Source organism: Bifidobacterium sp. ESL0800, from assembly GCF_029395355.1.
Taxonomy (GTDB): domain Bacteria; phylum Actinomycetota; class Actinomycetes; order Actinomycetales; family Bifidobacteriaceae; genus Bifidobacterium.
Genome location: NZ_CP113913.1, coordinates 1,715,126 through 1,739,073, shown reverse-complemented (window position 1 = coordinate 1,739,073; position 23,948 = coordinate 1,715,126). Strand labels below are relative to the sequence as shown.

Sequence of the window (23,948 nt, the reverse complement as noted above, 5' to 3'; positions counted from 1 at the left end):
TAACTAACTGACGTGGTGGAAAAATGAATGACGTGGCGGAGGAGGGAAATACTTGCTTCGGAACCCTTACCGGCTGAGCCGTTAAGCGGGAAGCCCTGTGGGCTTCTCGTAGGCGAGGTGAGCGCGATGTATCGAGCGCGAAGGCAAAATCTCTGATTTTGCTTAGGCCAAGCTTTACTCCTCAGCAAGCATGTCCCCTTCCTCCACCACTCAGGGAATTCAACTTATTCCGAGGTAAATGTTCGCCATATTGTAAAGCAACTGGTATGAACCGCATCATTGATCTCTTAATGATGAGTTGCAAACTGCCGAGTTGTGATGATTGGCAAGGATAAGGATTCGAGAAATGCTCGAGGAATTTGTGGGGGCGCTGCCGGGGATGGTGGCGCCGGCGCTGCTCGTGATGACGCTGAGCGTACTGCTCGGTGTGGGCGAGGGGCGCGATAGGCCGGTGAGCCGGCGTTGGCGGCTTTATGGGCTGCTCGTCGGGATTGTGGCGGCATTGATCTTTACGGTGTTGCGCGTGCTGGTCATCGTCGATCGGCGCTCCGGGGTCAATCTGCCGGTACTCATTGGCTGCGTGGTGTGCGACGTACTCATTCTGGCGATTATGGCCTGTTCGAAGGGGCTGGTGCACGATTGGCACAAGCATCCGGTTCGACTCCATGTGGCTAACGCGGTCTGCGCGATCGGCATTGCCCTGACCACGTTCTTTGCCTCGCAAGACGTTTTCATGCAGCTGACCAGTTTTGTGGAGACCGGCGAATCTCCGTTCACTTCCAAGATGCTGCTGCGCGCGCTTGGCTTCGCCTTGGGTATTGCCGCAGCCGTTGTGGTGGCGGCCATTTTCCGCACCATGCGCACGACCGCCGTGCGCGGCAGTTTCCTGGTGGCTTCGATGCTGATGCTGCTGGTTTTGCTGATTCGCCACCTGACACAGCTCTGCTCGCTGCTGATGTCGATGATGTTCGTCGAATTCGATGGAACTGCATTTAATGTGCTGATTCTGGCGGCGAATAATGATATGAAACTGGTCATCGCTTCGGTGCTGGTCTTCATCATCCCCGTCATCGCCTCGATTGTGGCTGGCTTCCGCAAGCCGCTCACCGGACCGAACGATGCCGTGGTCCGCGAGCACAAAGCGTTCCGGCGTCGTGCCAAAGCTGCAGGAATATGGAGCCTGATTGCCATGATTGTGGTGACGGTCGCGCTGACTGCAGGCGTGGCCAAAGTCCACGAACAACCTTCACTTTCGCCGCCGGAAGGGTATTCGCAGCACAATGGCATCGCTACCATCGCCTTCAGCAAGGTGGACGATGGCCATCTGCACCGCTTCCAGTACAAGGCCAAGGACGGCACGGTGATGCGCTTCATCATCATCAAGAAGAACGGCGGCTCCTACGGCGTCGGCCTTGACGCCTGCCTGACCTGCGGCGACGCGGGCTATTACGAAAAAGACGGCAAGATCATCTGCAAGCGTTGCGAAGTGGAGATGAACGTGGCGACCATCGGCTTCAAGGGCGGATGCAACCCGATACCGTTCCCGTTCGAGGCGTCGCACGGCAAAATCACCATCCACACCTCCGACCTCGACGCGTTGTCGTCGCATTTCAAGGAATAAGGGAGGCGATGACGCTCATGCACGATTATTCCAACATGGTTTTTGGGCTTGGACGGCGGTTGATGCCGCGAACCCATGTTCTGGAAGCCCCTCATCATGGGTTTGTGGCTCAGAAGCGGAATTATGCCGCGAACCCATGTCGGGACAGAACGGATTGGTTGCGTTGCCGTGCCTGGACCATAGATGAGCACAACAGTTTTGTGATGAAAAGAGGGTGACGGTAATGTTCCTGTTACGAATGGTGTTTCGCTCGTTTTCACGGCAGCTCAAGCGGCGGTTGCTGATTGCGGTGACCGTATGCCTGTCGGCCACAATCTGCGTGGCGATGCTCGGTGTCGTCTTCGATGTGGGCGACAAGCTCAATGCCGAACTGTCGACGTACGGCTCGAATATCGTGGTGCGTCCCAAGGCCGACGCGGTGGTGTCGGATCTGTACAATACCGCCGACGCGGGTAATGGTGCCGAAACCGCGGACCCGACCTCGTTCCTCAAGGAATCGGACGTGCCCAGCATCAAAACGACGTTCTGGGCGTTTAATATCACCGATTTTGCGCCGGAGCTCAACGTGAACGCCATGATCGACGGGCGTAATGTGCCGGTGACGGGGACGTGGTTTTCCAAGAAAGTGCCGCTGGCAACCGGTGAAAGCGTGGTCGCCGGGGTCAGGGGCATGCGTTCGTGGTGGAAAATCGACGGGGCCTGGGCCAAGGATGGAACGGGGGCTGCGGGAACCGGCAAGGTCGTAGCGGCCTCGGTCGATACCGACAAAGCCGGCGTTGTTCAGGGGATGATGGGCAAGGAACTGGCCGGTGCCACCCATACCAAAGTCGGGCAGACCGTTACGGTTTCCAAGGTCGCGGCCGACGGACAGCATCGCAGCCAGCGCGTGCGGATCGTCGGGATTTTCGATTCGGGCGACAATGATTCGAGCGGTCTGTACATTCCCTCGTGGTCGGCTCAGAGGCTCTCCGATTTGCCGGATTCCATCGACAAAATCGAGGTCAAGGCGCTCACCACTCCCGAGAACGCGTTGGCACGCAAGGCCGAGAAAGACCCTGCGGCACTGAGCCAGGAGGAGTGGGAGACCTGGTATTGCACGGCCTATCCGTCTTCAATCGCCTATCAGATCGAGGAGGTCATGCCCGGGGCCGTTGCCAAGCAGGTACGGCAGGTGGCGGCGTTGCAGGGCGACGTGCTGCATAAGACACAGGCCGTGATGATTTTGATGACCGCGTTGAGCCTCATCGCAGCGGCCATCGCCGTGGCCAATCTCATGGCATCTTCAATCGGTGAGCGCGGTTCGGAACTGGCGCTTTTGAAGGCTATCGGCGCGACGGACGGTGCGGTTTCAAGGCTGATGCTCACCGAAACGGCGGTCATTTCACTGATTGGCGGATTGGTCGGTGCAGGGCTCGGCTCGGTGCTCGCACAAGTGATCGGGCATGTCGTTTTCGGCTCGGGAGTGGCGATGCGGCCCATGGTATTCGTGCTGGTATTCGTGCTTTTGGCTGTGACCATTCTGATTGCCTCGTTCTCCTCGATCCGTTCGATTCTGCACCTGCGTCCGGCGGAGGTGCTGCATGGAAGGTAAACATTCAATGACAAATCGACAGATGTTCTTCCGTATGCTGTTCAGCGCGGTGTTTCGGCGGCGCTCGCGAGCGTTGATGGCCGTGGTCGCGTCCCTGGTGGGTGCGGCGACGCTCTTCTGTCTCGCCGCCATCTGTGTGGCGGTGCCGCAGCAGATGAATGAGGAAATGCGGGCTTATGGTGCCAATCTGATCGTCACGCCGACGCAACGGACCGTCGGTGGAAAGGCTGTTGAAGGTTCCGACGGCGCCAATGCCGCAACTTCCGGATTCGACCGGGAAAGTGTTACATCGCTGAATACTGCGGTCAAAGACGCCGGTTCCGAGCGCTCGGCTTCGTATCGGTACGAGAACACGCGTATCAACTCGTTGCCGTTCGTGGTGGCGGGCATTGACCCGCACGATGTGAAGGCGCTCAATCATCACTGGAGCGTAGAGGGCAAGTGGCCGTCGAACGGCGGGGTGATGCTCGGACGCGACGCGGCGACGAAGCTTGACGCCAAGATCGGCTCGGTTATCACCATCAAATACAGCCCCGGTAAAAGTGTGGCCGCCGCGACTGGCGGAACTGATGGTTCCAATGGTTCTAATGGTTCCGGTAGCGCTGGTTCGGGCAATGGAAGCTCGGGTTCGAACGGCTCGACTAGCGGTAGCAGCGATACCGGCGATTCCGGCACCGGCTCAACCGCGTCGGCAAACGGCAATTCGTCAGGTCATGACATGCAAAACATGAAGGGCATGAAGATGTCCGATTCGTCGCATGCCGGTGATGTACGGCAGGGTATGGCTGACGCGACGGTGAAGGACAAGCTGGGCAAGGCGCTGGGCGACATATCGGCGGAGGCCAAGGCCCCCGATATGTCGGATATGGATATGGCGGTTACGAACACGCAAAGCATGCTAGGTGTGAAGATGTCTGTCGTAAGCCCCGGTTCCGTCAACCTCGTGAAATGGAATTCGACAGATTCAGCCGTCAACAATGCCGATAATCACTCCGGTTCCGTCCAGCTGGCCGAGTGGAAGCCCACCGCTCCCAACGCAGGCGGTATGGAATTCCGCGTGGACGGCATCGTCGACACCGGCGGCAGCGAGGATGACATGGTCTATGCCAACAACCTCGACGTCGATAAGCTCACCGGCTTTGAGCGTGGGGCGGATGTGGTCGAATTTTCGGTCGATACGTCGGATGCTGGTCTGAGCAGTCTCGTAAGCAGTATCAACAAGAAGGCCTCGCTCAATGCCAAGGCGCAGAAGGTCACGAAAATCACCTCGTCCAACGTCCACATCATCACGATGCTGCAGACCTTGTTCTGGATTGTGACGGTTGTTGTGCTCGTGCTGACGCTCGTTGGCGTCGGGACCACGATTTCGTCCATCGTCTCTCAGCGTCGCAACGAAATCGGTCTGCGCAAGGCGCTTGGAGCTTCATCACGGAACATAGCGGTGGAATTCACCGTTGAAGCGGCACTTTATGGGCTGATTGGCGGATTGTTCGGCACAGCTATCGGCTATGTGCTCGCGCGCGCGTTGAGCGCTTCCGTTTTCGGGCAGAAGCTTTCTCTCAACTGGCCGTTGGCGCTCGCATCCGTGGTAGTGGCGATGTTGGTCGCGGTGCTTGCGTCGCTGCCGCCGGTGCGCAACGCGGTGCGGATCGATCCGGCCGTCGTGCTGCAGGAAGAATGACGAAAGTCCTGCGGAAATAAACGTAACAGTGTAAGAAACTATTGAAAGGAGTGGCTATGCTGCTCGAACTTGATCATATTTCGAAGATCTATGGTGACCTTCACGCGGTGGATGACCTCAGCCTCACCGTGCCGGCAGGGCAGTGGCTCGCGGTCGTCGGCTCGTCCGGGTCTGGCAAGACCACGCTGATGAACATCATCGGCTGCATGGACTCGCCCTCGTTGGGCTCAGTGACGCTCGAGGGCCGCGAACTCAACGATCTGAACGCCACCCAGCTGGCCGACGTGCGCAAGAACGTCATCGGCTTGGTCTTCCAGAAGTTCTACCTCGTGCCGCATCTCACCGCCGTCGAGAACGTCATGGTGGCACAGTATTACCATTCGGTGGTCGACGAGCAGGAAGCACTTGAAGCCCTTGACCACGTCGGGCTGAAGGACCGCGCGAAGCACCTGCCGAGCGAGCTTTCCGGCGGCGAACAGCAGCGTGTGTGCATCGCCCGTGCCCTGATCAACCATCCGAAGCTCATTTTGGCCGACGAGCCGACCGGCAATTTGGACGAGAAGAACGAGAAGATCGTGCTCGACCTCTTCCGTGAGCTGCACGAGCAGGGCACGACCATCATCGTCGTGACGCACGATGCGCTGGTCGCCTCGTGTGCGCAGCGTGAGATCATGCTGAACCACGGCATTCTGGTCGGCGAGCAGTGGAACGATGACAGGGCGCGCGAGGCATACGAGGCTGCGGGAGGCAAGCCGGCTTCCACGGGTGCGCAGGTCGAGGGCGCGCAGCAAGGTGACGCGCCGATTTCGTTCGTCAACCCGACCAAGGCCGCCAAGGTGCAGGGCTGACGGCTATCGGCTGGAATTGCGCTGTCTATGGCAATACATGGTATTCGGGTATTTGTCTGTCAGAGCCGATACGAGGTATTGACGCGTTGACCGGTCTGGCCACCTTTTTCCCGACAATGGTGCCAGGATCATATTGGAATAAGAAGCCGGACGGTATCGGGTGCCTTGCCAATTCAGGAGATTCGATGAGCTGCTGATATCGATGGCCGAGATTTCGGAGGCTTAGGATTGGTACTGATGGTTTGGTCTCGGGGCTTTAGATTAGCTTGGTGCGCTCCATTTGGCCGGAGAACCAGGTGTTGAATTTCGAGGGTTTCGGCATGAGCAGGCCGATGACAAGCATCACGGCGGCGTAGATCAGGACGATACCCAGCTGGATCCAGAAATCGTTCTGGTAGATGCCGGCGATGGCGGCGCGAGCGGCCTGGATCGAGTGGGTGGCCGGCAGGAACGGATTGATGACCGCCACGAATTTCGGCAGCACCTGCAACGGGTAGGTACCGGAAGAACCGGAAATCTGCATGACAAGCACGATTACCGACATCGCCTTGCCGATGGTGCCGAAGCAGGCGACGAGCGTATAGATGACGAAGGCGTAGACCAGGCCGGAAATCCAGCCGGAAAGCATGAACAGCATCGGATGAACCGCGTGGACGCGCAGGAAGAGCAACGTGCCGGCGCAGGAGAAGGTGCTCTGCAGCAACGAGATGAAAGCGAAGATGCCGAAACGACCGAGGAAAAGCTGGTAGGGTTTCGGTTCGGTGAAAAGGCGTCCGGCGTCGTCGATGGGGACGGATTCGTCATCTGGCGAGACAGGCTCTGCAACAGTCTGGGGCGCGGTATCGACGTTAGTTCTGGTTACGCCCATCCGTTGTGTGGTTTCGTTATCGGCGTCGATTGGATGATTGAGAACGAGCGTATTGGCCTCGTCTGGGGTTCCCGGATTCGCCGACAGTACGTCTCCAAGCGTGCTGTTGCTGCCGCTGTCATTGCCGTCTCCGGCAAGTGCAGCAACGTCTGTGGCATGGTTTTGCGCCATGCTGGCAGCAGTCGCAGAGGAAAGAACGGCAGGCGACGTTTCGGCCCCGATGCCGGCCCTGCTTTCGGAGCTGCGTCGCTTCTGACGCTGATACCTGCGCTGTCGTTTGCGCAACCAGCTCCAGCCAGAGCCGATCTCGCCTAGCCTGCGTCTTGTTTCACGTGAAACGTCGGTTTTGATGGTCAGCGCGATCAGCAGCGAGCCGACCCAGAGCGGAATGAACGTATAGAACGGCGTCAGCGATGTGCCGAAATTCTCGACCGGGAACACGGCGTTGCGCTTGAGCGCGACAGGTGCGGCAAGCGTGGCCGCGAGCTTGTCGGGGTCGTCGGAAAGCAGCTTCCTGACTTTGGCCATGTCGCCGCTGTCCAGCGCATCGGTAAATTGCCTGCTGAATGTGGTCAGCTTGCCACTGGCCGCCGAAAGCGTGGCGGAGGTGCCGCTGAGCGTTGCCTGCGCCTGCTTGAGTTTGCCGCTGGCCTGGTTGGTGGTGTCGTTCAGCGCGGTCACGGCGTTGTTGAGGTCCGTGCCGGTGCCGCTCAGTGTGCCGGAAACCGAGGCAAGCGACGCGGTAATGTTTGCGATTTGGGGTTTCAAGGTTGCGGAAAGGTCGGCGTTGAGCCCGTCGATGGCGGACTTTGATTGCTTGGCGAGGTCGATGATTTGCTCGCGTTGCCGTGCCGCGTCGCCGGTTTTCGCTTCAAGGTCGTTGGCCGAAGCGTCCAGAGCGGTTTGCAGAGCCTTTTGCTTTGCGATGATGCTATCAAGAGTGGCAAGTGTGTCGGTCGGGGCCGCCGGCAACCCGGCCAACGTATCCCGGATTTTCTGATATTGCGCCGCCTGCTCGCCGATGAGCCCAGCCTGTTTGCGCAGCGTCGCCGAAACGTCGGCGGAAGATTTGCCGACGCTGTCGAAGGCGTTGCCGATGCTTGTGCCGATGGTCGCGTTTCCTGAACTGCTGGCGTTCAAAGCCTGAGAAAGCGTGGAAGTTGCGGTGTTGAGCGCACCCGAAACGTCTTTGACGCTGCCGGCTGCCTTGTTGAGCTGTCGCAATGATTTGCCGGCATCGTTCGAAGCGTTGGAAAGCAGGGCCGAAGAGCTGGAAAGCAGGGTCTGGGAGACGTCGATAAGGCTGGCGTAGGCGTCCACGCTTGTTGCGGAATCGTTGAGCTGGCTGGCCAGATCGTTGATATTGCCGTTGAATGTGGTCAGGCGACCGCGGGCGTCCGAGGAATCGAGCTGCTTCGAAAGTCCGTTCGCCACGCTCAGCGCGGTGCTGGTGATGGTCTTCGCGAACATCTCGTTGACCTCTTTGGAGATCTGGTCGGCGCCTTGGCCGGTGACCTTCGGGGCGACGGCGTTCTTCTTCTCATTGGTGTAATACTCAAGCGTCGCATGTTTGGCGTTTGAGGAGAAGAAGGTCATCATGTTGCGGCTGAAATCCTTGGGAATGATGACCGCCGCGTAGTAAGTGCCCGCCTTGGTGCCTTCAATAGCCTTGTCTTTAGTGGTGAACGTCCAGTCGAGCTGGCTGTTGGCACGAAGCTGGCCGATGACCTGGTCGCCAAGTTTCATTTTCACTGGCATCAGATCGCTGGAATAGCCATCATCGACGCTCGCGACCGCGAATTTGAGGTTTTTCGTGTTGCCGAACGGATCCCAGCTTGCGGTGACATTGAACCACGTGAACAGCGCGGGGATGACGACCAGCCCCATCAGGATGATGATCGAGATGATATTGCTGGTCATGCGCCGCAAGTCGCCGCGGAAGAGGCTCCAGATCGTTCTCATCGCTGGTCGCCTCCGATCGTGTTGCTTCGAAGGACCTTTGCCTGTGCCTTCTTGCCGCGTGGTCGCTGGCGTTCGTAGAGCAACGAACGTACGGCGTCGTCCTCAAGATTGCCAAGGCGTACCTGACGGGCGAGGCTGTCACGGATAGATTCGACGACAACCAGGAAAATGATGGTGGCAAGGAACCAGATGACCCACGCGGCCAGCGCAATCACCTTGGTGCCGGTGGTCAGCGAGAAGGTGATGGCCATGGCCGCCGGAATGGCGATGCCGAAAGCCAGCGCCCCGCGCATGAGCTTGGGGTAGAGCAGAGCGAATTTCCGTGCGCGTTCCTCGATGCCGGCGCGGTATTCCTCTTTGTCTGCCAACATGCTCAGGGCTTGCGAAATCCGGTATTCGTGGGTTTTGTGTAGCGCGGGTTCGTTGGTGATGATACCGCTGGCTTTGAGCTGACGGTCGACCAGGCTCTGCAGATTGCCCATATGCGGCTTGACCGCGAGCCCGAGGATAAAGAACAGGACGGCGAAAATCATGAGCCTGCCCATGTTGATGAACCAGTCGGCATGGTAGAAGCCCGCGATGGTCTCGCGCAGCGCGTTGATGGAGTAGGTGAACGGGAAGTAGGGGTACATGTCGCGGAAGAATTTCGGCATCATTTCGATGGGGTACATGCCCGACGAGCCCGGGATCTGAACGATGACCAGCGCCACGCACAGCGCCTTGCCGACATGCATGAACGAAGTCGAGAGCGCGTAGGTGATACTGACGTATACCATTGAGGCGAGCATTGCGGTGATGATGAAAATCGGCACGTTGTGACATTGCACGCCGATGACCAACTCTCCGAGCACGGTGACGATGGCTTGCACTGAGGCGATCAGTGCGAAAAGAATCCAGCGCCCCCAATAGCGCTGGCCCGGTGTGGGTTCGTTTTCCAGTCCTTCGTCGTCCACCTCCAGCTTCATCAGCACCACCAGCATGAACGCGCCGACCCACAGCGTCAGGTTCGTGAACAGCGGTGCCATGCCGGAACCGTACGTGGTGACCGGATAGACCACTTTCGTGTCGAGAACGGTGGGCGAGAGCATGAAATCCGCGATTTTCGCCGCATCGAGCTTGCCGTTGCCGCCCACGGATTTCGCCAGGATTCCGGAGCTACCGAGCGCGGAGGAGCTGGAAAGAGCCGTGACGTCGGTGGTGAGCGTGGAAAGATGGCTTTGCAGGTTCGCCAGACCTTTGTCGGTGCCGGCAAGGGCTTTGGCCGCCGTGGCGGCGTCTTGGTCAAGCTGGTCCAGCACGAGCGTGGATTGCGTAATCAACGAGCCTTGCGAAGCGAGGTTGGCCGAAGATGTGGCGGCCACCGTCGAAAGGCCGTTGAGGCCGTTGTTCAGCTGAGGCAACGCACCGGTTGCGATGGTTTTTCTGGCGCTCGCAACGTTACCCAACGCCGATTGCGTGGAAGTGTTGATACCATTGGCCGCGGAGACGGTGTTGGAAACCGTCGCGCCGAGATGTTTGCTGGAATTGAGGTCGTTCAAGGCGTTGATGGAATCGCCGAGGCGCTGGTTCTGCGCCTTGAGGTCGGCGACCACGCTTGAACTTCCCGGCACTCCTGCCGCCTCCAAGCGGCTGATAAGACTGCCGGTGTCCTTGTTGATCTGCTGAGCCGTCGACAGTGCCGAACCCACGTCTCCATTGGCTTTCGTGAGCCCTGCCGCGACCGAGTTGATGGCGATATTGGCGTTCGCGCTAGCCTGTGAAAGCAGACTGGAGCTTTGGTCGAGGGTACCGCCGGCGTTGTTGCTGAAATCATTGAGGGCGTTTTGCGTATTGCCGATTGCGGAGGAGACGTCCTTGAGCTGTCTGGAGGTCTGTGCGCCGGCCTTCTGCGTTTTGTCAAGCGTGCTCCGGGCGGTCTTCGTCTTGTCGGGAACGTCGTTGAGGGTCGTCGTCAAATCGGCGATATTGTCGCGTATCTCGGTGACGGATTGCTGTGCCTTGTTGAGGTCGGCGAGGGTGCTGGCGGTGGCTGTATCGGCTTTGGCATTGATATCGGTATCGGTTTTGTTGACAATGCCGGAGACCACTTTGCTTACGGTGGAAACGAAGGTCTCGTTGACCTGGCTGTCGACCGTCGAAGCACCGGTGTCCGTCATGCGGCTGGCCAGCGCGTTGGCCTTTTCGTTGACATAATATTCCAGTGTCGGACGTGCGTTGCGCCCCTCGATGACGCCGGCGACACGGTCGCTAAAGTCTTTCGGGATGACGATGGAGGCGTAGCTTTCCCCGGATTGAACGCGTTGCATGGCCTCGTGTTGGTCGGCGAATTTCCAGCCAAGTTGCTTGTTGCCCTTGAGCTGGCGGACGATCTGGTCGCCCATATTCATCTTTCCGATGGCTTTGGAGTCGGTGCCGCGGTCGTTGTTGACCACGACCACCTTGATGCCGTTCGTGTTGCCGTAGGGGTTCCAGAACCCGGCGATATTGAACCATGCGTAGAGCGGGGGAATGAAGATGAGCCCGAAAAGGACCACCCATGCGGCCGGCACGCGCAACAGGCGCACGATGTCGCGTCGCACGATGGCCAGCACATTGCTCATAGCGGGCTCCTTGAAAGTTGATGACGATTCGGATGCAGGTTTCTGTTTTCTACTGCCGACGGTTGTTGTTATATCTGCCGGTTTTGAACGGGATGAGTTACCGCATCCGATGTATCACCCTATTCGGCCCCCGGAATCTTCTGTCATGAGCGCAATGTGCGTGAATACTGGCAGGATTATTCGGCGGCCAGGGCGATGTCGAGCAGCTGCCGGACGGCGGTGCTCAGATTGGTGATGTGGTGCTTCTTCATATAGGTTTTGAGCGCGTTCTTGCGTGCGCTGTCGAGCCGCACGCGGATCACGCTGTCGGCGCGCGTTTTCCCCACGGCCAGCGGCCGCCCTGGGCGACGGTGGTCGGTGACGGTGTTGATGATACGGTTGCTCAGATTCACTCGTGCGGTCAGCAGCGGATGGCCCGGATAGCGGACTTTGGCGTGACGTAGCTGCTCGTCGGTGTAGCCGCGTTCTGCCTCCTCGGCAGCAGCCCGCAAGTCTGCTGCCACGTCTGGTGGAAAGTCGTCAAAATCAAGTATTCCGTCTTTCATAATTGTCCTTTCTCAAGTCCAGAGATGTACTTCTTCCGCATTGGCATAGCATGTATGATGGCTTCTCCGCCTTTTACCATCATTGTTATCACTTCCAATGGTCGGCCGATGGTGTCAAATCCTAAGTACAATTTTCTGGCTGGACTTTCTTTTGGATCTATTACCATATTCGGGTGTTCAAAAACATGACGCATGTCTTCTTCGCTCACGCCGTGCTTAAAAGCTGAGCGAAGCGGAAATACTTGAATATTGTACCACATAAATCCATCGGATGCTTCTGGACTATTTTCATCGTTTTCAAAAGACACGTCGCTCCTTTCTGTAGACGGGTTTCGGTTCTTGCCTGCATTCGTCGCGGGCCGCTGGTGCGTCAAGCAAACCAAGAACGGTTCTTGAAAGCAAATGGAAAAGAGAGAAATGTGGATAAGGGGATAAGTGGCTGGCTTATCGACGGAATTGTGGACAACATGGTGTATTGGCGCATGGCATTGGAACGTCAAAAGCGGGCACCGACAATATATCGATGCTCGCTTTGCCTTGGAGATTGCGGGAAACTTGGTGAGGCAAACTGCCGTTATGATGTCGTGTTCGGTCTTGGAATAATGCGGCGCTTCGTTTGGTTGCGGGCGCTGCGGCGAGTAGCCTTGTAGAGAATAGGCGATGGCTGTTTGTTGAACGAGATGAGGGGAGCGGGGCGATGAAAGCTGCTTCCGATAGTTTCGATAATTCTGGCAATGTCGGTAATTCCGGTAATTCTGGCAACTCCGATACCGAACGTGTGAACCGATCGACCACAATGCCCGTTTCGCGAGATGCTCGGGGCAAGTCGCCGAAAGCACTTGGCAAGGTCGCCGGTTCCGCCGCGGGTGCTGTGGTGCATTCGGCCACCAGAGCTGCCGAAGGGGTGCGTGGCGCCTCGCATAATCTGGCAAATCAGGCGAGTCAGCACCTGACGCTTATCGGTCGGATTTACGGCGTGCTCGTGCTATTTACCGGATTGGTGGGTGTGCCCTACGTCGGCTTTGCGATTTTCGATAGTGTCCGTGAGCTTCTTGCCGGCAGACTTCAGGTCGATGCGCTGGACCTGACGTTCCTGCTCACTTGTGCACAGGCCGTCGTCTCGCTGGTCAACGCCGCCGCCCTCATCGTGTTCGGCGTCATGCTGCTGCGCAATATGCGCAAACATGCGGCGCAATGGGCCTACGTGTTGATGGGGCTGACCGTGGCTCAGGGCATGCTTTCGTTGGCATTGCAGGGGCTTGGAATCGGTGTCGGGCTTTCGCTGGTTCAGATCGCGATTCTGGTGGCGCTCGCCATCGCGCTCGACCCGGCGCTGATCGGCGAACGTGCGGTGCAGCGCAAACTCAAACGGATGGACGAGCGTGACGAGTACTTTGAAGCCAAAGGCTCTGGCATGCTCGGCCGTGACCCGAGCGGCAAAGGCTACGTCGAACTCAATGTTTTCAACGTGTTCTGGCTTTTCGTGGTCGGTTGCGTCGGCGGGCTGATTGTCGAGGAAATCTACCATCTCATCTTCTTCAACGAGTGGCAGGATCGTGCGGGATTGATTTGGGGGCCGTTCTCGCCGATTTACGGCTTCGGGGTTGTGGTGCTGACGATGTGCCTGAACCGCCTCTGGCACGCCAACGCCGTCCTGATTTTCTTCTCCAGCGCGATTATCGGCGGGCTGTTCGAGGCGTTCGTGGCGTGGTTCATGCAGATTGCGTTCGGCATCATCGCGTGGAACTATTCGAACGACTGGCTGCCGCTTTTTGGCGGGAAGACCAGCGGCAAGTACATGGTTTTCTGGGGGTTGGCGGGCCTGATCTGGTTGCGCGAACTGCTGCCGAGGATCTTGAAATTCATCAATCTCATCCCGTGGAAGTGGCGTTACGCGCTGACGGCCGTTGCGCTGGTATTCATGCTTATCGACATTGCGGTCACGCTGATGGCGCTGGACAGCTGGTATGGCCGTATCGCCGGCCTGCCGCAGACCTCGCCGGTCGCCCGCTTCTTCGGCGAACATTTTGGCGACTCGGTGATGCAGCAGCGTTTCCAGACCATGAGCATCAACCCGAAGTGGTCCGGTAGGGCGTAAGCTTTTTCCGTTCCCGTCCTTGGTTGCGCTGATTCCCTGGTGTTGCCATATTTGATTCGCTGATGCGATTGCAGCGGCCTAAATACGGTATTTTTTCAGTATTTGTATGTTCAAATTGGTTTAAGACTACGTTGGCAGCTTCAACATGCGGAACCTTACTTACGGCGTTGAACCGGTAATAAGTTGACACAGACAAAAGAAAGCCATATGATGCTGTTTTGACACGCGTCAGTGACGCGCGTCAATAGAAATCGCGTGACGCAATACTTTCGCGACAATGAAGTTGGAAGGAGATTCAATGACGGACGAACATGGAAGTTCAACAAGCTCGACAGCGGTCCGCAGCGGAGACGACGGGCCTGCGACGATGAGCCCTTGGCTGTGGCTCATCTACCCCATCGCCAACGGTGCGATGTTCATGGTGTGGGGCGGCGTGATGCAGGTGCTGCTCGGCAAACAGGTGGCGGCCATCGTGCCGGGGGCGGCCGCTTCCGCCGCGGCACTTGGAACGGTGACCTCGATCGCCTCGATTTCGAGCGTGATATCCCAGCCGGTGGTCGGTTGGCTTTCGGACCATACGAAGGTGAAGTTCCTCGGGCGTCGTAATGTATGGATTTTCGGCGCCGGCATCGTGGGCGTGATCGGCCTGATGCTCCAATCGCAGATTCATTCGACGCTGCTGCTCACGATTTCCTGGGCGGCGATGATGTGGCCTCTGAACTCGGTGCAGGCCGCGTTGACCACCGTGCTTCCCAAGCGTGTTCCGGTGAAGAACCGCGGATTCATGTCCGGCCTGCTCGGCAGCACCAACATGGTCGGTTCCTTTATCGGTGTCGCCTTGGCTGGATTGTCGCCGAAGGTCTTCAACGGTTATGTGTTCATCTGCGCCATCTTCCTGGCGATCACGCAGATTTTCGCATGGACCACCAAGGATATCTCGGTGCCGACGGCGAGCGTGAAAACCGACAAGAAAGCCGTCAAGGGCGGCAAACTGCTCCCCGGATTCAAGGAGGCTCGCAACTATTGGTGGACCTTCATCGCTCGTTTCTTCATGGTTTTCGGCTATTTCGTGATCATGTCGTTCCAGCTTTATATTCTTCGTGACCACATCGGCATCGGCGACATCAACAAGGCTTCGGCCTTCATGGTCTCTTTGACCGGATTCTCGACGGTCCTGGGAGTAATAGCGTCCGCGCTTGGCGGGTTCATCGCTGATAAAGTGGGCCATCTTGCGCTGTTCGTCGGCGCTTCGACGTTGATCATGGTGCCTGGCGGCTTTGTGTATTGGCTCGTCCCCAGCAAGACCGGCGCATGGATTGCGACCGCCTTCATCGGTTTGGGATATGGCTCGTATATGGCCGTCGACCAAGCGCTGACCAGCCGCGTGCTCCCCAACGTCGCCAACGCCGGACGTGATTTGGGCATCATGAATATCGCCAATGCCGGTCCGCAGGTCATGGCTCCGGCCGTGACGGGTGCGATCGTAGGTGCGACCGGCAGCTACACCTGGCCGTTTGTCCTGATGATTGTCTTCTGCATTTTGGCCGCTATCACCATTTGTTTCGTCAAGGGCCTTAAGTGACGGACTTTCGTTCGCTTTCACCAGACGATTTCATGAGGAAGGAACATGATGAAACGTATACCCTACAATGACGATTGGCTGTTCGCGCCGCTCGGCTCGATTTTTGAATCCGCCGGAGACCAGAACAAGCAGCGGGTGACATTGCCGCATGACGCCATGCTTGCCGGTGGCCGTTCGAAGGACGGCTCGGACGGCTCGTCCGTCGGCTATTTCTCGTCGGGGGCCTGGCAGTATAAGAAGTCGTTCGAAGTGCCTGAGCAGTGGGCCGACAAACGCGTCGTTTTCGAATTCGAAGGCGTTTATCGAGATGCGATGGTATATATCAACGGCGCATATGCCGGGCAGCATTCCTACGGGTATTCGCGTTTCTACATTCCCGCAAACCCCTATCTCGACTATGGACAGACGAATACCATCACCGTCGAGTGCCGTGCCCATCGGGACTCGCGCTGGTATTCGGGCGCCGGAATGATTCGTCCGGTCAACCTTCTCGTCGGCGACCTCGTTCATATCACCGCTGTCGGCCCGCGCGTCACGCCGTCTGTTTGCGGCGGCGACGGCACCGTCGAAGTCGATACCGATGTGGTCAACGATTCGGTGACGACCCGGACCGTGACGTTGGAGACCTCCATACTGTCCGCGGACGGCAAGGTGTGCAACACGGAACGCACCAAGGCGACCATTCTCGCCGGCGAAACGGCGGGTGTGCACCAGCGCCTTTATGTGGCTGATCCTGCGCTGTGGGATGTGGAGCATCCGAACCTGTATCGGCTGGAAGCCAAGGTCCTTGAAGAGGATGCCGCGCTCGACGAGACGTCGGCCGAGTTCGGGTTCCGCACCCTCGAACTCGACCCGCGCCACGGCCTGCGCATCAACGGGCAGCCGGTGAAGCTGCGCGGTGCCTGCGTGCACCCCGATAGCGGGATTCTGGGCGCCGCGACGTTCGACGCCGCGGAGGAGCGGCGTGTACGTCTGCTCAAAGCCGCCGGTTTCAATGCCATTCGTTCCTCGCATAACCCGCTGTCCCGTGCCATGCTCGAAGCGGCCGATCGGGTCGGCATGCTGGTGATGGACGAGACGTTCGACATGTGGCATTACAGCAAAAACGCCGATGACTACTCCGGTCGTTTCGAGGCGAATTGGCGGCAAGACACGGATGCCATGGTCGTTCGCGACTATAACCATCCGAGCGTCATCCTCTATTCGGTCGGCAACGAGATCCTGGAGAGCGGCGATCGTTTCGGCGCACGTCAGGCAAGATTGCTGGCGGACGAGGTTCGCAGCCTTGACTCCACGCGTTTCGTGACCTCCGCCATCAACGGTGCCATGGCCGCCCGTGACGAGCTGATGAGGATTGTCGCACAATCCGGCAGCGAGAAGCAGGGATTCAACGCGATTCTTTCCACCGACGACGCCACCAACGAGCTGATGGGCCGTCCCGAGGTCGGTGCGGTGATAGAGGAGACCGCCGGCGCGTTGGATGTGGTCGGCCTCAACTATGGGGAGCTCCGCTATCAGAAGGACCACAAGACGCATCCGAACCGTATTTTTGTCGGCTCGGAAACCTTCCCGTCGAAAATCGACAGGCTGTGGGCCTTGGTCAGCGAGTTGCCGTATGTCTTGGGCGATTTCACGTGGACCGGCTGGGATTACTTGGGTGAGACGGGACTCGGCAATCCCAAGTATCCCGGCGAAGAGGCGCCGTTCGCGGCACCGTATCCGGCCTTGACGGGCAATTGCGGCGACATCGACATCATCGGTGTCCGGCAGCCGATTTCGTATTATCGCGAGATTGTTTTCGGGCTGCGCAAAGCTCCTTATATCGCCGTCGAAGACCCCGCTCACGCCGAAAATCCGGCCGTGCCGCAAGGTTGGTCGTGGTCGGACGCGAAAGCCTCTTGGAATTGGGATATCGCGGAGAACACCCCGGTGACCGTCGAGGTGTACGCCGATGCGGACGAGGTGGCGCTCGTCCTCAACGGCGAGGAAAAGGCGCGGGCCAGCGTGGGTGAGGAGAGGAACTATATGGCGAAAGCCGTGATTCCCTACCTGCCGGGAACGCTGAGCGCGATTTCTTACCGTAACGGCGAAAAAGTCGGTGAGACGCAGCTGAAGACCACGGGCAAGCCGGCTGAAGTGCGGCTTTCCGCCTTCGCGCCGGAGCATCGGGAACTTGCCGACGACATCAAGCTGGTCGAAATCTCCGTGCTCGATGCCGATGGGCAGGTCTGCCAAGACGCTGACCTTCACATTTCGGTATCCGTGTTCGACGGGACACTGCAAGGCTTGGGCACCGGCCGGAGCGTGACCGAGGAATCCTTCCTCGCCGATAGCTGCACCACCTATGAAGGCAGGGCTTTGGCGGCTGTAAGGCCGGGCGAGGGCGATTGCCGGATTGCGGTGTCCGCGCCGGGTGTGCCTGAGGCGACGCTGGATCTATCGTGATGCGGCGTTAATCGGAGTTCAATCGAAACCCAATCGAAGCCCCGGTTTTCAAGGCAACTTGAAAGGTGCTTTCGAGCTGATATGCAAGGTATCGGCTTGGAAGCGCCTTTTGGTTTACGCGAGTCCGCTTTTCGTCGTGCCGCGGGTGATGACCGTGAGATTCGGATTCTTGCAGGTCGTGTAATCGCCGGAATTCTCGGGAATCGAAAGAAGTGTGTCGATCAGAGGCAATATCTCGCCTTTGGTGGCAATCGTGCTCAATTGGGGATCGGTCTGCAGCGCGATCGTGGTGTTGTCGACGCCGATGATGGCGAAATCGTCCGGTGCGCTGAGCCCGATCAGATGCCCGGCGCCCAGCATCGCCGCGGCGGTATCGTCGTTATAGCAAGCGATGCCGGCATGTTTTTTCAGCGACCGCATGATGTCGATGTTCAGGTCTGATTGCGGGTTGACGGTGACGGTAACCGGTTTTGGCAACCCCAGCTCGTCGCATTTCGCGAAGAAGCCGGCCTGGCGAGCCTTTTGTATGACGTCGTTTTCTGCGGTGGAGAGGCGCGCATACACCAATTGCGTGATGCCGCACGCGCTGAGATGCTCGGCCTGCAGCTGCCCGATACGCCAGTTCATGCCGCCTTTGCGTGAGGTTTCGGCGGCGACGTCCACGAACGGTGTCTTGGCTTTCTTCAGTACTTTTCTCTGTGCAGGCGTCAAGTGGGTCTCCGCGAGGAAAAGGCGCGGACGCACGGTCTGGACGGTGTATTCCAAATCTTTGGCCGACACCGCGGGAGGCATCATCAGCAATGTCTGCGATTCCTTGGAAAGCCGCTGGGCCAATTGCGACATCATCGCCATGAATTCCACGTTCGGGGAAAGAGGAATGAGCGTCAGAATGACGTTGCTGGATCCGCGTGCCAAGGTCTGTGCCGCAGCGACCGGGCGATATCCGAGATCCTTGGCCGTCTTCTTCACCAATTTGCGGGTTTTTTCGGTGAACTGCTCGCCTTTCCCGTTCAGGATGTAGCTTACGGTCGTTCGCGAGACTCCTGCAGCACGCGCAACGTCGGTACTGGTTACTGTCATGCTGTCCTTTTCGCGAATCGGTGTTTTTCTCAAGTTTATATTACTTCACAGCAAAGAGGACGACGCATAAGACGGCAGTGGCCCGGTCGTGCGCAATCCCCGCTGTAGTCACTCAGAAGTCCCAGTCGTCGTCGTTCGTTTCTTCGGCGGTGTTGGCCGCGGTGGCGCCGGTCGAAGACGAAGGCGAAGTGGCGGCGGTGCCCGTGGAGTTGATGCCGGTGCCGGCGAACAGACTGCCGGATTTGAGCGCAGACATCACGGATTCCATATCGTTGAGCTCGTCGGTGACGGCCGGGTTCGGCTGGCTGATCTCGGCGGGGAACAGGGCGGGATATCCCAAGTAGGAGAGTGCCTTGTTGGCGTTGTAGCTCAGGAACTTCTCGATGTCGTCGTCGAGGCCGAGGTCGGCGTATGGCAAGGTGTAGCTGTAGTCCTCTTCGGCGAAATAGAGGTTGTTGGCCAGGTCGTAAACGTATTGGCGCATATTCTCGCGGGTGCTGTCGTCGAGTTGCTCGAGCTTACGCTGGTAAACGGAGCCGAGGTACGAGCTGGAAGTGACGATATCGCGGTTGATCAGGCGGATGATATCGGCGGATTTCGTCATTGCCCCTCGGCTGGAAAGCCACATCGGCAGGTAGAAGCTGGATTCCACCAGCAGAGCCTCTGCCAACACGGCCGCCGCGAGCCGTTTGAGCGCGCCGAGGTCGGGGGTACTCCCAGCGCCGGAATTGTCGTTGTTAACACTTGAAGAATCTGAAGCCGAAGAGTTTGGTGTCGCAATCTCGTCCGGTGACGAGATGCCCAGCGAATTGGCGGGAGTGCCCGCGTTTTGGTTTGATTGCTCCGCTGCGCCGGAAACAGTGACGTTTGGAATATTCAAATCAGTTGCATATACATCATTGAGCAGTTGCAGCTTTGCCTGCATCGATTCATTCTGCTCGGTCCAGGCAAATGGGGATTGCGTGTCGTTGTTGTCGCTGCTATTGCCGTCGTTATTGCCGAGCGCCGCGATCAGCGCCGAATAAGCTTTCGTATGGATGGATTCGCCGAATGCGATGGCGGTCAAAACGGCCTGCCCGATACCGGTGTGGTCGCTGCCTTTGCCGGCGTCGGTGCTCAGAACGCTCGTCGCGCCGCTGGCCTGTAGCGATTCGACTGCGGCAAGGCCCGCGAAAATGCGGCTCAGCGCAACCCGCTGAGCATCGCCCAGCCCGCGAATATCCTTGGTGTCGTCAGCCAGCGAAACCTGTTCCGGCGTCCACAGGTTCGCGGTCATGGCGTTGAAGGCGTCGCGGTCCGCGTCGGCGTTGGCGCCGGCGAGATTCCAGTTCATAGCGGTGAAGGGCATGGATGTTCCTTACATAGATCAACAAAAGGGGTTCTGCCTTCTAGATTACCGAGGCCCGCTCCCGTATTCGCTGAGCGAAAGATGCAAGAGATGATGTCCGTAGAATAGTGCAGAAATCCTTTTCGAAAATCCTTTTCGGAAATGCGTCAAGTACTCCCGAAACTGTTCCGATCATTTATGAAAGTCTCTTTCGGAATTGTTCTGGAAATGCCTCAAAATCCTTCTACGGACTTGCGAAACTGTTTCAGAATGTTTCAGAAACGATACCAACGCTTCGCATTGTCAACGAACAGCGCGTCTTGTTCGGGTTCGGAAAGCGTTTCGACGCAGCGTGCGAAGCCGTGCACGATGTCACCGTAGGTGCCGTGCAGCTTGTCGACGGGGAAATTCGAGCCGAACATGACGTGATCGGTGCCGAAAGCGTCGAGAATCGTATAGACGATGGGTTTGATGCTTTCCAAGGTCCAGCGGTGGTCGAGCGAGGCCAGCGCCGAGATCTTTATGGCGCAATTATCGCGCTGTGCCAGATTTCGCAGCCCTTTGCTCCACAGCTGCCATCCGGCAAGGTCCCGGTCGGCCCACATACCGGCGTGGTCGATGATGAACAGTGTCTCTGGATTGGCGTCGATGACCTCGCAGGCGCGCGCGAATTGGGTGGGGTAAAGCTGCATGTCGAAACTCATGCCGTATTTTTTGAGCAGCGCGAGTCCCTTGAGCCATTGCGGGTCGTCCATATAGGATTTGTCGACATAGGCATAGAGCGGATGCGGATGGATGTTGAGGTTTTGCCGCACGCCGCGTACGTCGGCGAACGTGGCTTCGCGCTCCAAAAGGCTTTCGATATCGGGGTCGCTCAGGTCGCCGCCGCCGATGATTCTGATTGGCCAGGCCGAGCGTGCGGCCATGGCCTCCACCGCCTCGATCTCGGCGATGGAGTCGTCGGCGTTCGCCTGGATGTGGACCGCGCCTTTCAGCTCTATCGGCGTGCCTTCGGCTTCCTGGGCCAGCTTGTCGGCAGTGAAGTCGCCCATGGTAAACAGCGGGTCCCACGGCCCCTCGAATGTCGCGGGTTTCGAGGGATTGAACCACGAGTAGAGCGAGGCTTTCATCAAGTGGACGTGTGTGTCGATAAAGGGCCGGGGCTTGGTGGCCTGCGCTCGCGTCTCCGGAATGATCGTCGTCAGACGGTCCGTCACGGTTTCGCTGAAAACCGCAGGTTCACCCGCTGGCTCCGGATTTTTTGAGTTGTCGCGTTCATATGAAGTGTTCATTTGACGTCACCCTTGACATGAAAATTGTATTAAATAATAAGGGCCATCGTATTGCTGTTTGCCGAATACGGCCAACGTGCCGATATCGTTGGGAACGTGGCTGCCGTTTCTCTGGTGACCAAGTGGGTGTCAGCTTGTCCTGATTGGACTTTGCCGGAATCAGGACAAGCTGACAGCCGAGTATCTCACAATACGGAACGGGTGTCGTTCTCGTAGGAGTTGCGGCCCTGCCCGGTCGCCGCGGTGGTGCCGCCGTCGACGGGCACGACCAGGCCGGTCAGGTATGCGGCGTCGTCGGAGGCGAGGAACAGCGCGATTCCGGCGCAATCCTCGGGCCGTCCGGTGCGCCCAAGCGCCACGCGCTGCGTGTAGGGCGCCACGCGCTCGGGGTCGCTCCACACTTCTTTGTTGATGTCGGTTTCGATGAAGCCGGGCGCGAAAGCGTTGATGCGCACGCCTTTGGCTCCGTAGTCGAGGGCCACGCAGCGCACGAAGCCGTTCATGGCGTGCTTGGTGGAGTTGTAGGCGGTCTGCCCCCAGTCGCCGTACAGGCCGGAAACGGAGGTGTCGACCACGATGTTGCCGTGCGATTTGATCAGGTGCGGCAAGGCTTCCTTGGTCAGGTAGAAGAGGCCGTCGAGGTTGACGGAGAAGAGCTTGTGCCAGACTTCGTCGGAGACGTGCTCCACCTCGCCGCCCTCGAAGATGCCCGCGTTGGAGACGACCACGTCGAGGTGGCCGAATTCGTCGACGACGGATTGCACGAGTTCCTTGACCTGCGCGTGGTCGGAAACGTCGGTGATGTGGATATGTCCGTTTTTGTAGCCTTTTACGGTGTCTTCGAGCGGATCTTTGCGCAGGCCCACGGCCACTACGGTGGCGCCGTTGTCGAGGAACCCTTGCGTGACGGCCTTGCCGATGCCGGTGCCGCCGCCGGTGACGATGACGACTTTGCCATTGAAATCGTAAGAATTGCTGGTCATGAACACTCCTTCGTTGCTTGACGATGCCGGACTTTCGCGGGCGACGGCTGCCGAGCGCAATCGAGGTGCGCAAAAATCCTGTATATATCCTATTTCACCATATTTGGAACGATGTTTCATATATAGGGACAAATATATGCGCGCGATAATCTGGATATCGGCACTGTTTTTTCTTTAACGGAGAGGAATCGCTATGACATTGGCACCATCATTGAAGATGCCCACGATTACCGCGATCCGCGCCTATTCCATGGGTGGGGCTGCGGCCAAGGTCCACGGGCAGGGCGGCGGAGACTATCACGACCAAGGGCCCGGCCATTGGATCGACGACCACATCGCCACGCCGATGAGCAAATACCCCGAATACGAGCAGTCCCGGCAGAGCTTTGGCCTCAACGTATTGGGCACGCTGGTGGTCGAGGTCGAGGCCAGCGACGGCACCACGGGCTTCGCGATTTCCACGGCCGGGGCCATCGGCTGCTTCATCGTCGAGCATCACCTTTCGCGCTTCGTGGAAGGCAAGCGCGTCGACCAGATCAAGCTGATCCACGACCAGATGCTCAACGCCACGCTCTTCTATTCCGGTGGCGGCGGCGTGGTGATCAACACCGTCTCCTGCGTCGATCTGGCGCTGTGGGACCTCTACGGCAAGGTCCTGAAGATGCCGGTCTACAAGCTGCTCGGCGGCGCGGTACGCGACGAGATCCACTTCTATGCCACGGGTGCACGGCCCGATTTGGCCCAGAAAATGGGCTTCATCGGCGGCAAGATGCCGACCCACTGGAGCTCGGCGTTCGGTGACGAGGGTATTGAAAAAGACATTGCGACGCTCGCCGATATGCGCGAGAAGGTCGGCGACAATTTCTGGCTGATGTATGACTGCTGGATGAGCATGGACGTCAATTACGCCACCAAGTTCGCCCACGCGGCCGCGCCGTACAAGCTCAAGTGGATGGAGGAATGCTTCCCCGCCAGCCAGATCGATTCCTACCGCGAGTTGAAGCGCGTGATGCCGGCGGGCATGCTGATGACCACCGGCGAGCACACCGGCACGCTCGAAGGCTTCAAGGAGCTCTCCGACGCGGGTGTCGACATCCTGCAGCCCGATGTCGGTTGGTGCGGCGGCGTCACGTCGCTGTGCGAAATCGCGGCGGTCGCCAAGGCCCACGGCCAGCTGGTCGTGCCTCACGGCTCGTCCGTCTATTCGCACCACGCCGTGATCACTTTCACCAACACCCCGTTCAGCGAGATGCTGATGACGGCTCCGAAGGCCGACCATATCCGTCCGCAGTTCGACCCGATTTTGATCGGCGAGCCGGTGCCTCATGATGGCATCATCACCGCCGAGGAATTGGACAAGCCCGGTTTCGGTGTCGAACTCAACCGCGACTGCCCGCTCGAGCGTCCGTTCAAGCATTAATCGAA

Annotated in this window: 16 protein-coding genes; 8 read left to right on the top strand and 8 right to left on the bottom strand. The window is 58.4% G+C overall.

The window, feature by feature from the left end:
- The first annotated feature begins 346 nt into the window (after positions 1–346).
- The 4 genes from OZX75_RS06775 to OZX75_RS06760 all read left to right on the top strand — a co-directional run bounded on the left by OZX75_RS06775 (position 347) and on the right by OZX75_RS06760 (position 5,741).
- On the top strand, positions 347–1,621 hold the full coding sequence (locus tag OZX75_RS06775) for a Fe-S-containing protein (RefSeq protein ID WP_277145894.1): 1,275 nt from the start codon (positions 347–349) through the stop codon (positions 1,619–1,621).
- A gap of 223 nt (positions 1,622–1,844) precedes the next feature.
- Positions 1,845–3,212 (top strand): ABC transporter permease, encoded by a 1,368-nt coding sequence (locus OZX75_RS06770; RefSeq protein WP_277145893.1) that lies wholly within the window; start codon positions 1,845–1,847, stop codon positions 3,210–3,212.
- 7 nt (positions 3,213–3,219) lie between these two features.
- Positions 3,220–4,893 carry an ABC transporter permease gene (locus OZX75_RS06765; RefSeq protein WP_277145892.1) on the top strand — a complete coding sequence of 558 codons (1,674 nt, stop codon included), beginning with the start codon at positions 3,220–3,222 and terminating at the stop codon, positions 4,891–4,893.
- 56 nt (positions 4,894–4,949) lie between these two features.
- On the top strand, positions 4,950–5,741 hold the full coding sequence (locus OZX75_RS06760; protein ID WP_277145891.1) for an ABC transporter ATP-binding protein: 792 nt from the start codon (positions 4,950–4,952) through the stop codon (positions 5,739–5,741).
- 256 nt (positions 5,742–5,997) lie between these two features.
- On the opposite strand, the gene OZX75_RS06755 is transcribed toward OZX75_RS06760, so the two are convergent.
- The 4 genes from OZX75_RS06755 to OZX75_RS06740 all read right to left on the bottom strand — a co-directional run bounded on the left by OZX75_RS06755 (position 5,998) and on the right by OZX75_RS06740 (position 12,024).
- Positions 5,998–8,571: a YhgE/Pip domain-containing protein gene (locus tag OZX75_RS06755; protein ID WP_277145890.1), complete on the bottom strand. Its 2,574-nt coding sequence runs from the start codon at positions 8,569–8,571 to the stop codon at positions 5,998–6,000.
- Positions 8,568–11,171: a YhgE/Pip domain-containing protein gene (locus OZX75_RS06750; protein ID WP_277145889.1), complete on the bottom strand. Its 2,604-nt coding sequence runs from the start codon at positions 11,169–11,171 to the stop codon at positions 8,568–8,570. Before OZX75_RS06750 ends, OZX75_RS06755 begins: the two co-directional genes overlap by 4 nt.
- Before the next feature lie 176 nt (positions 11,172–11,347).
- The gene (locus tag OZX75_RS06745) at positions 11,348–11,674 is read right to left on the bottom strand and encodes a YlcI/YnfO family protein (protein WP_277145888.1); all 327 of its coding nucleotides are present in this window, start codon (positions 11,672–11,674) and stop codon (positions 11,348–11,350) included.
- 38 nt (positions 11,675–11,712) lie between these two features.
- The gene (locus OZX75_RS06740; protein WP_277145887.1) at positions 11,713–12,024 is read right to left on the bottom strand and encodes a toxin; all 312 of its coding nucleotides are present in this window, start codon (positions 12,022–12,024) and stop codon (positions 11,713–11,715) included.
- Positions 12,025–12,512: 488 nt separating this feature from the next.
- Between OZX75_RS06740 and OZX75_RS06735 the strand changes: the two genes are divergently transcribed.
- From OZX75_RS06735 to OZX75_RS06725, 3 genes are all read left to right on the top strand, one after another.
- Positions 12,513–13,814, top strand: a complete 1,302-nt coding sequence (locus OZX75_RS06735; RefSeq protein WP_525930288.1) for a putative ABC transporter permease — start codon at positions 12,513–12,515, stop codon at positions 13,812–13,814.
- 298 nt (positions 13,815–14,112) lie between these two features.
- Positions 14,113–15,396, top strand: coding sequence for an MFS transporter (locus tag OZX75_RS06730; RefSeq protein WP_277145884.1), 1,284 nt, complete (start codon positions 14,113–14,115; stop codon positions 15,394–15,396).
- Positions 15,397–15,441: 45 nt separating this feature from the next.
- The gene (locus OZX75_RS06725) at positions 15,442–17,841 is read left to right on the top strand and encodes a glycoside hydrolase family 2 TIM barrel-domain containing protein (RefSeq protein WP_277145883.1); all 2,400 of its coding nucleotides are present in this window, start codon (positions 15,442–15,444) and stop codon (positions 17,839–17,841) included.
- Between the two features lie 114 nt (positions 17,842–17,955).
- Here OZX75_RS06725 and OZX75_RS06720 read toward each other — a convergent pair whose 3' ends face one another.
- The 4 genes from OZX75_RS06720 to budC form a co-directional block, all read right to left on the bottom strand.
- Positions 17,956–18,921, bottom strand: a complete 966-nt coding sequence (locus tag OZX75_RS06720; protein WP_277145882.1) for a LacI family DNA-binding transcriptional regulator — start codon at positions 18,919–18,921, stop codon at positions 17,956–17,958.
- 112 nt (positions 18,922–19,033) lie between these two features.
- Entirely contained in the window at positions 19,034–20,269 is a 1,236-nt protein-coding gene (locus OZX75_RS06715) for a ribonucleotide-diphosphate reductase subunit beta (RefSeq protein WP_277145880.1), read from the bottom strand.
- A gap of 254 nt (positions 20,270–20,523) precedes the next feature.
- Positions 20,524–21,540 carry an amidohydrolase family protein gene (locus OZX75_RS06710; protein WP_277145879.1) on the bottom strand — a complete coding sequence of 339 codons (1,017 nt, stop codon included), beginning with the start codon at positions 21,538–21,540 and terminating at the stop codon, positions 20,524–20,526.
- A 185-nt stretch (positions 21,541–21,725) separates the two neighbouring features.
- Positions 21,726–22,523 (bottom strand): meso-2,3-butanediol dehydrogenase, encoded by a 798-nt coding sequence (gene budC / locus OZX75_RS06705; RefSeq protein ID WP_277145878.1) that lies wholly within the window; start codon positions 22,521–22,523, stop codon positions 21,726–21,728.
- 193 nt (positions 22,524–22,716) lie between these two features.
- On the opposite strand from budC, the gene rhmD reads away from it, so the two are divergent.
- Positions 22,717–23,943, top strand: a complete 1,227-nt coding sequence (gene rhmD, locus OZX75_RS06700; RefSeq protein ID WP_277145877.1) for an L-rhamnonate dehydratase — start codon at positions 22,717–22,719, stop codon at positions 23,941–23,943.
- The last annotated feature ends 5 nt before the right edge of the window (positions 23,944–23,948 follow it).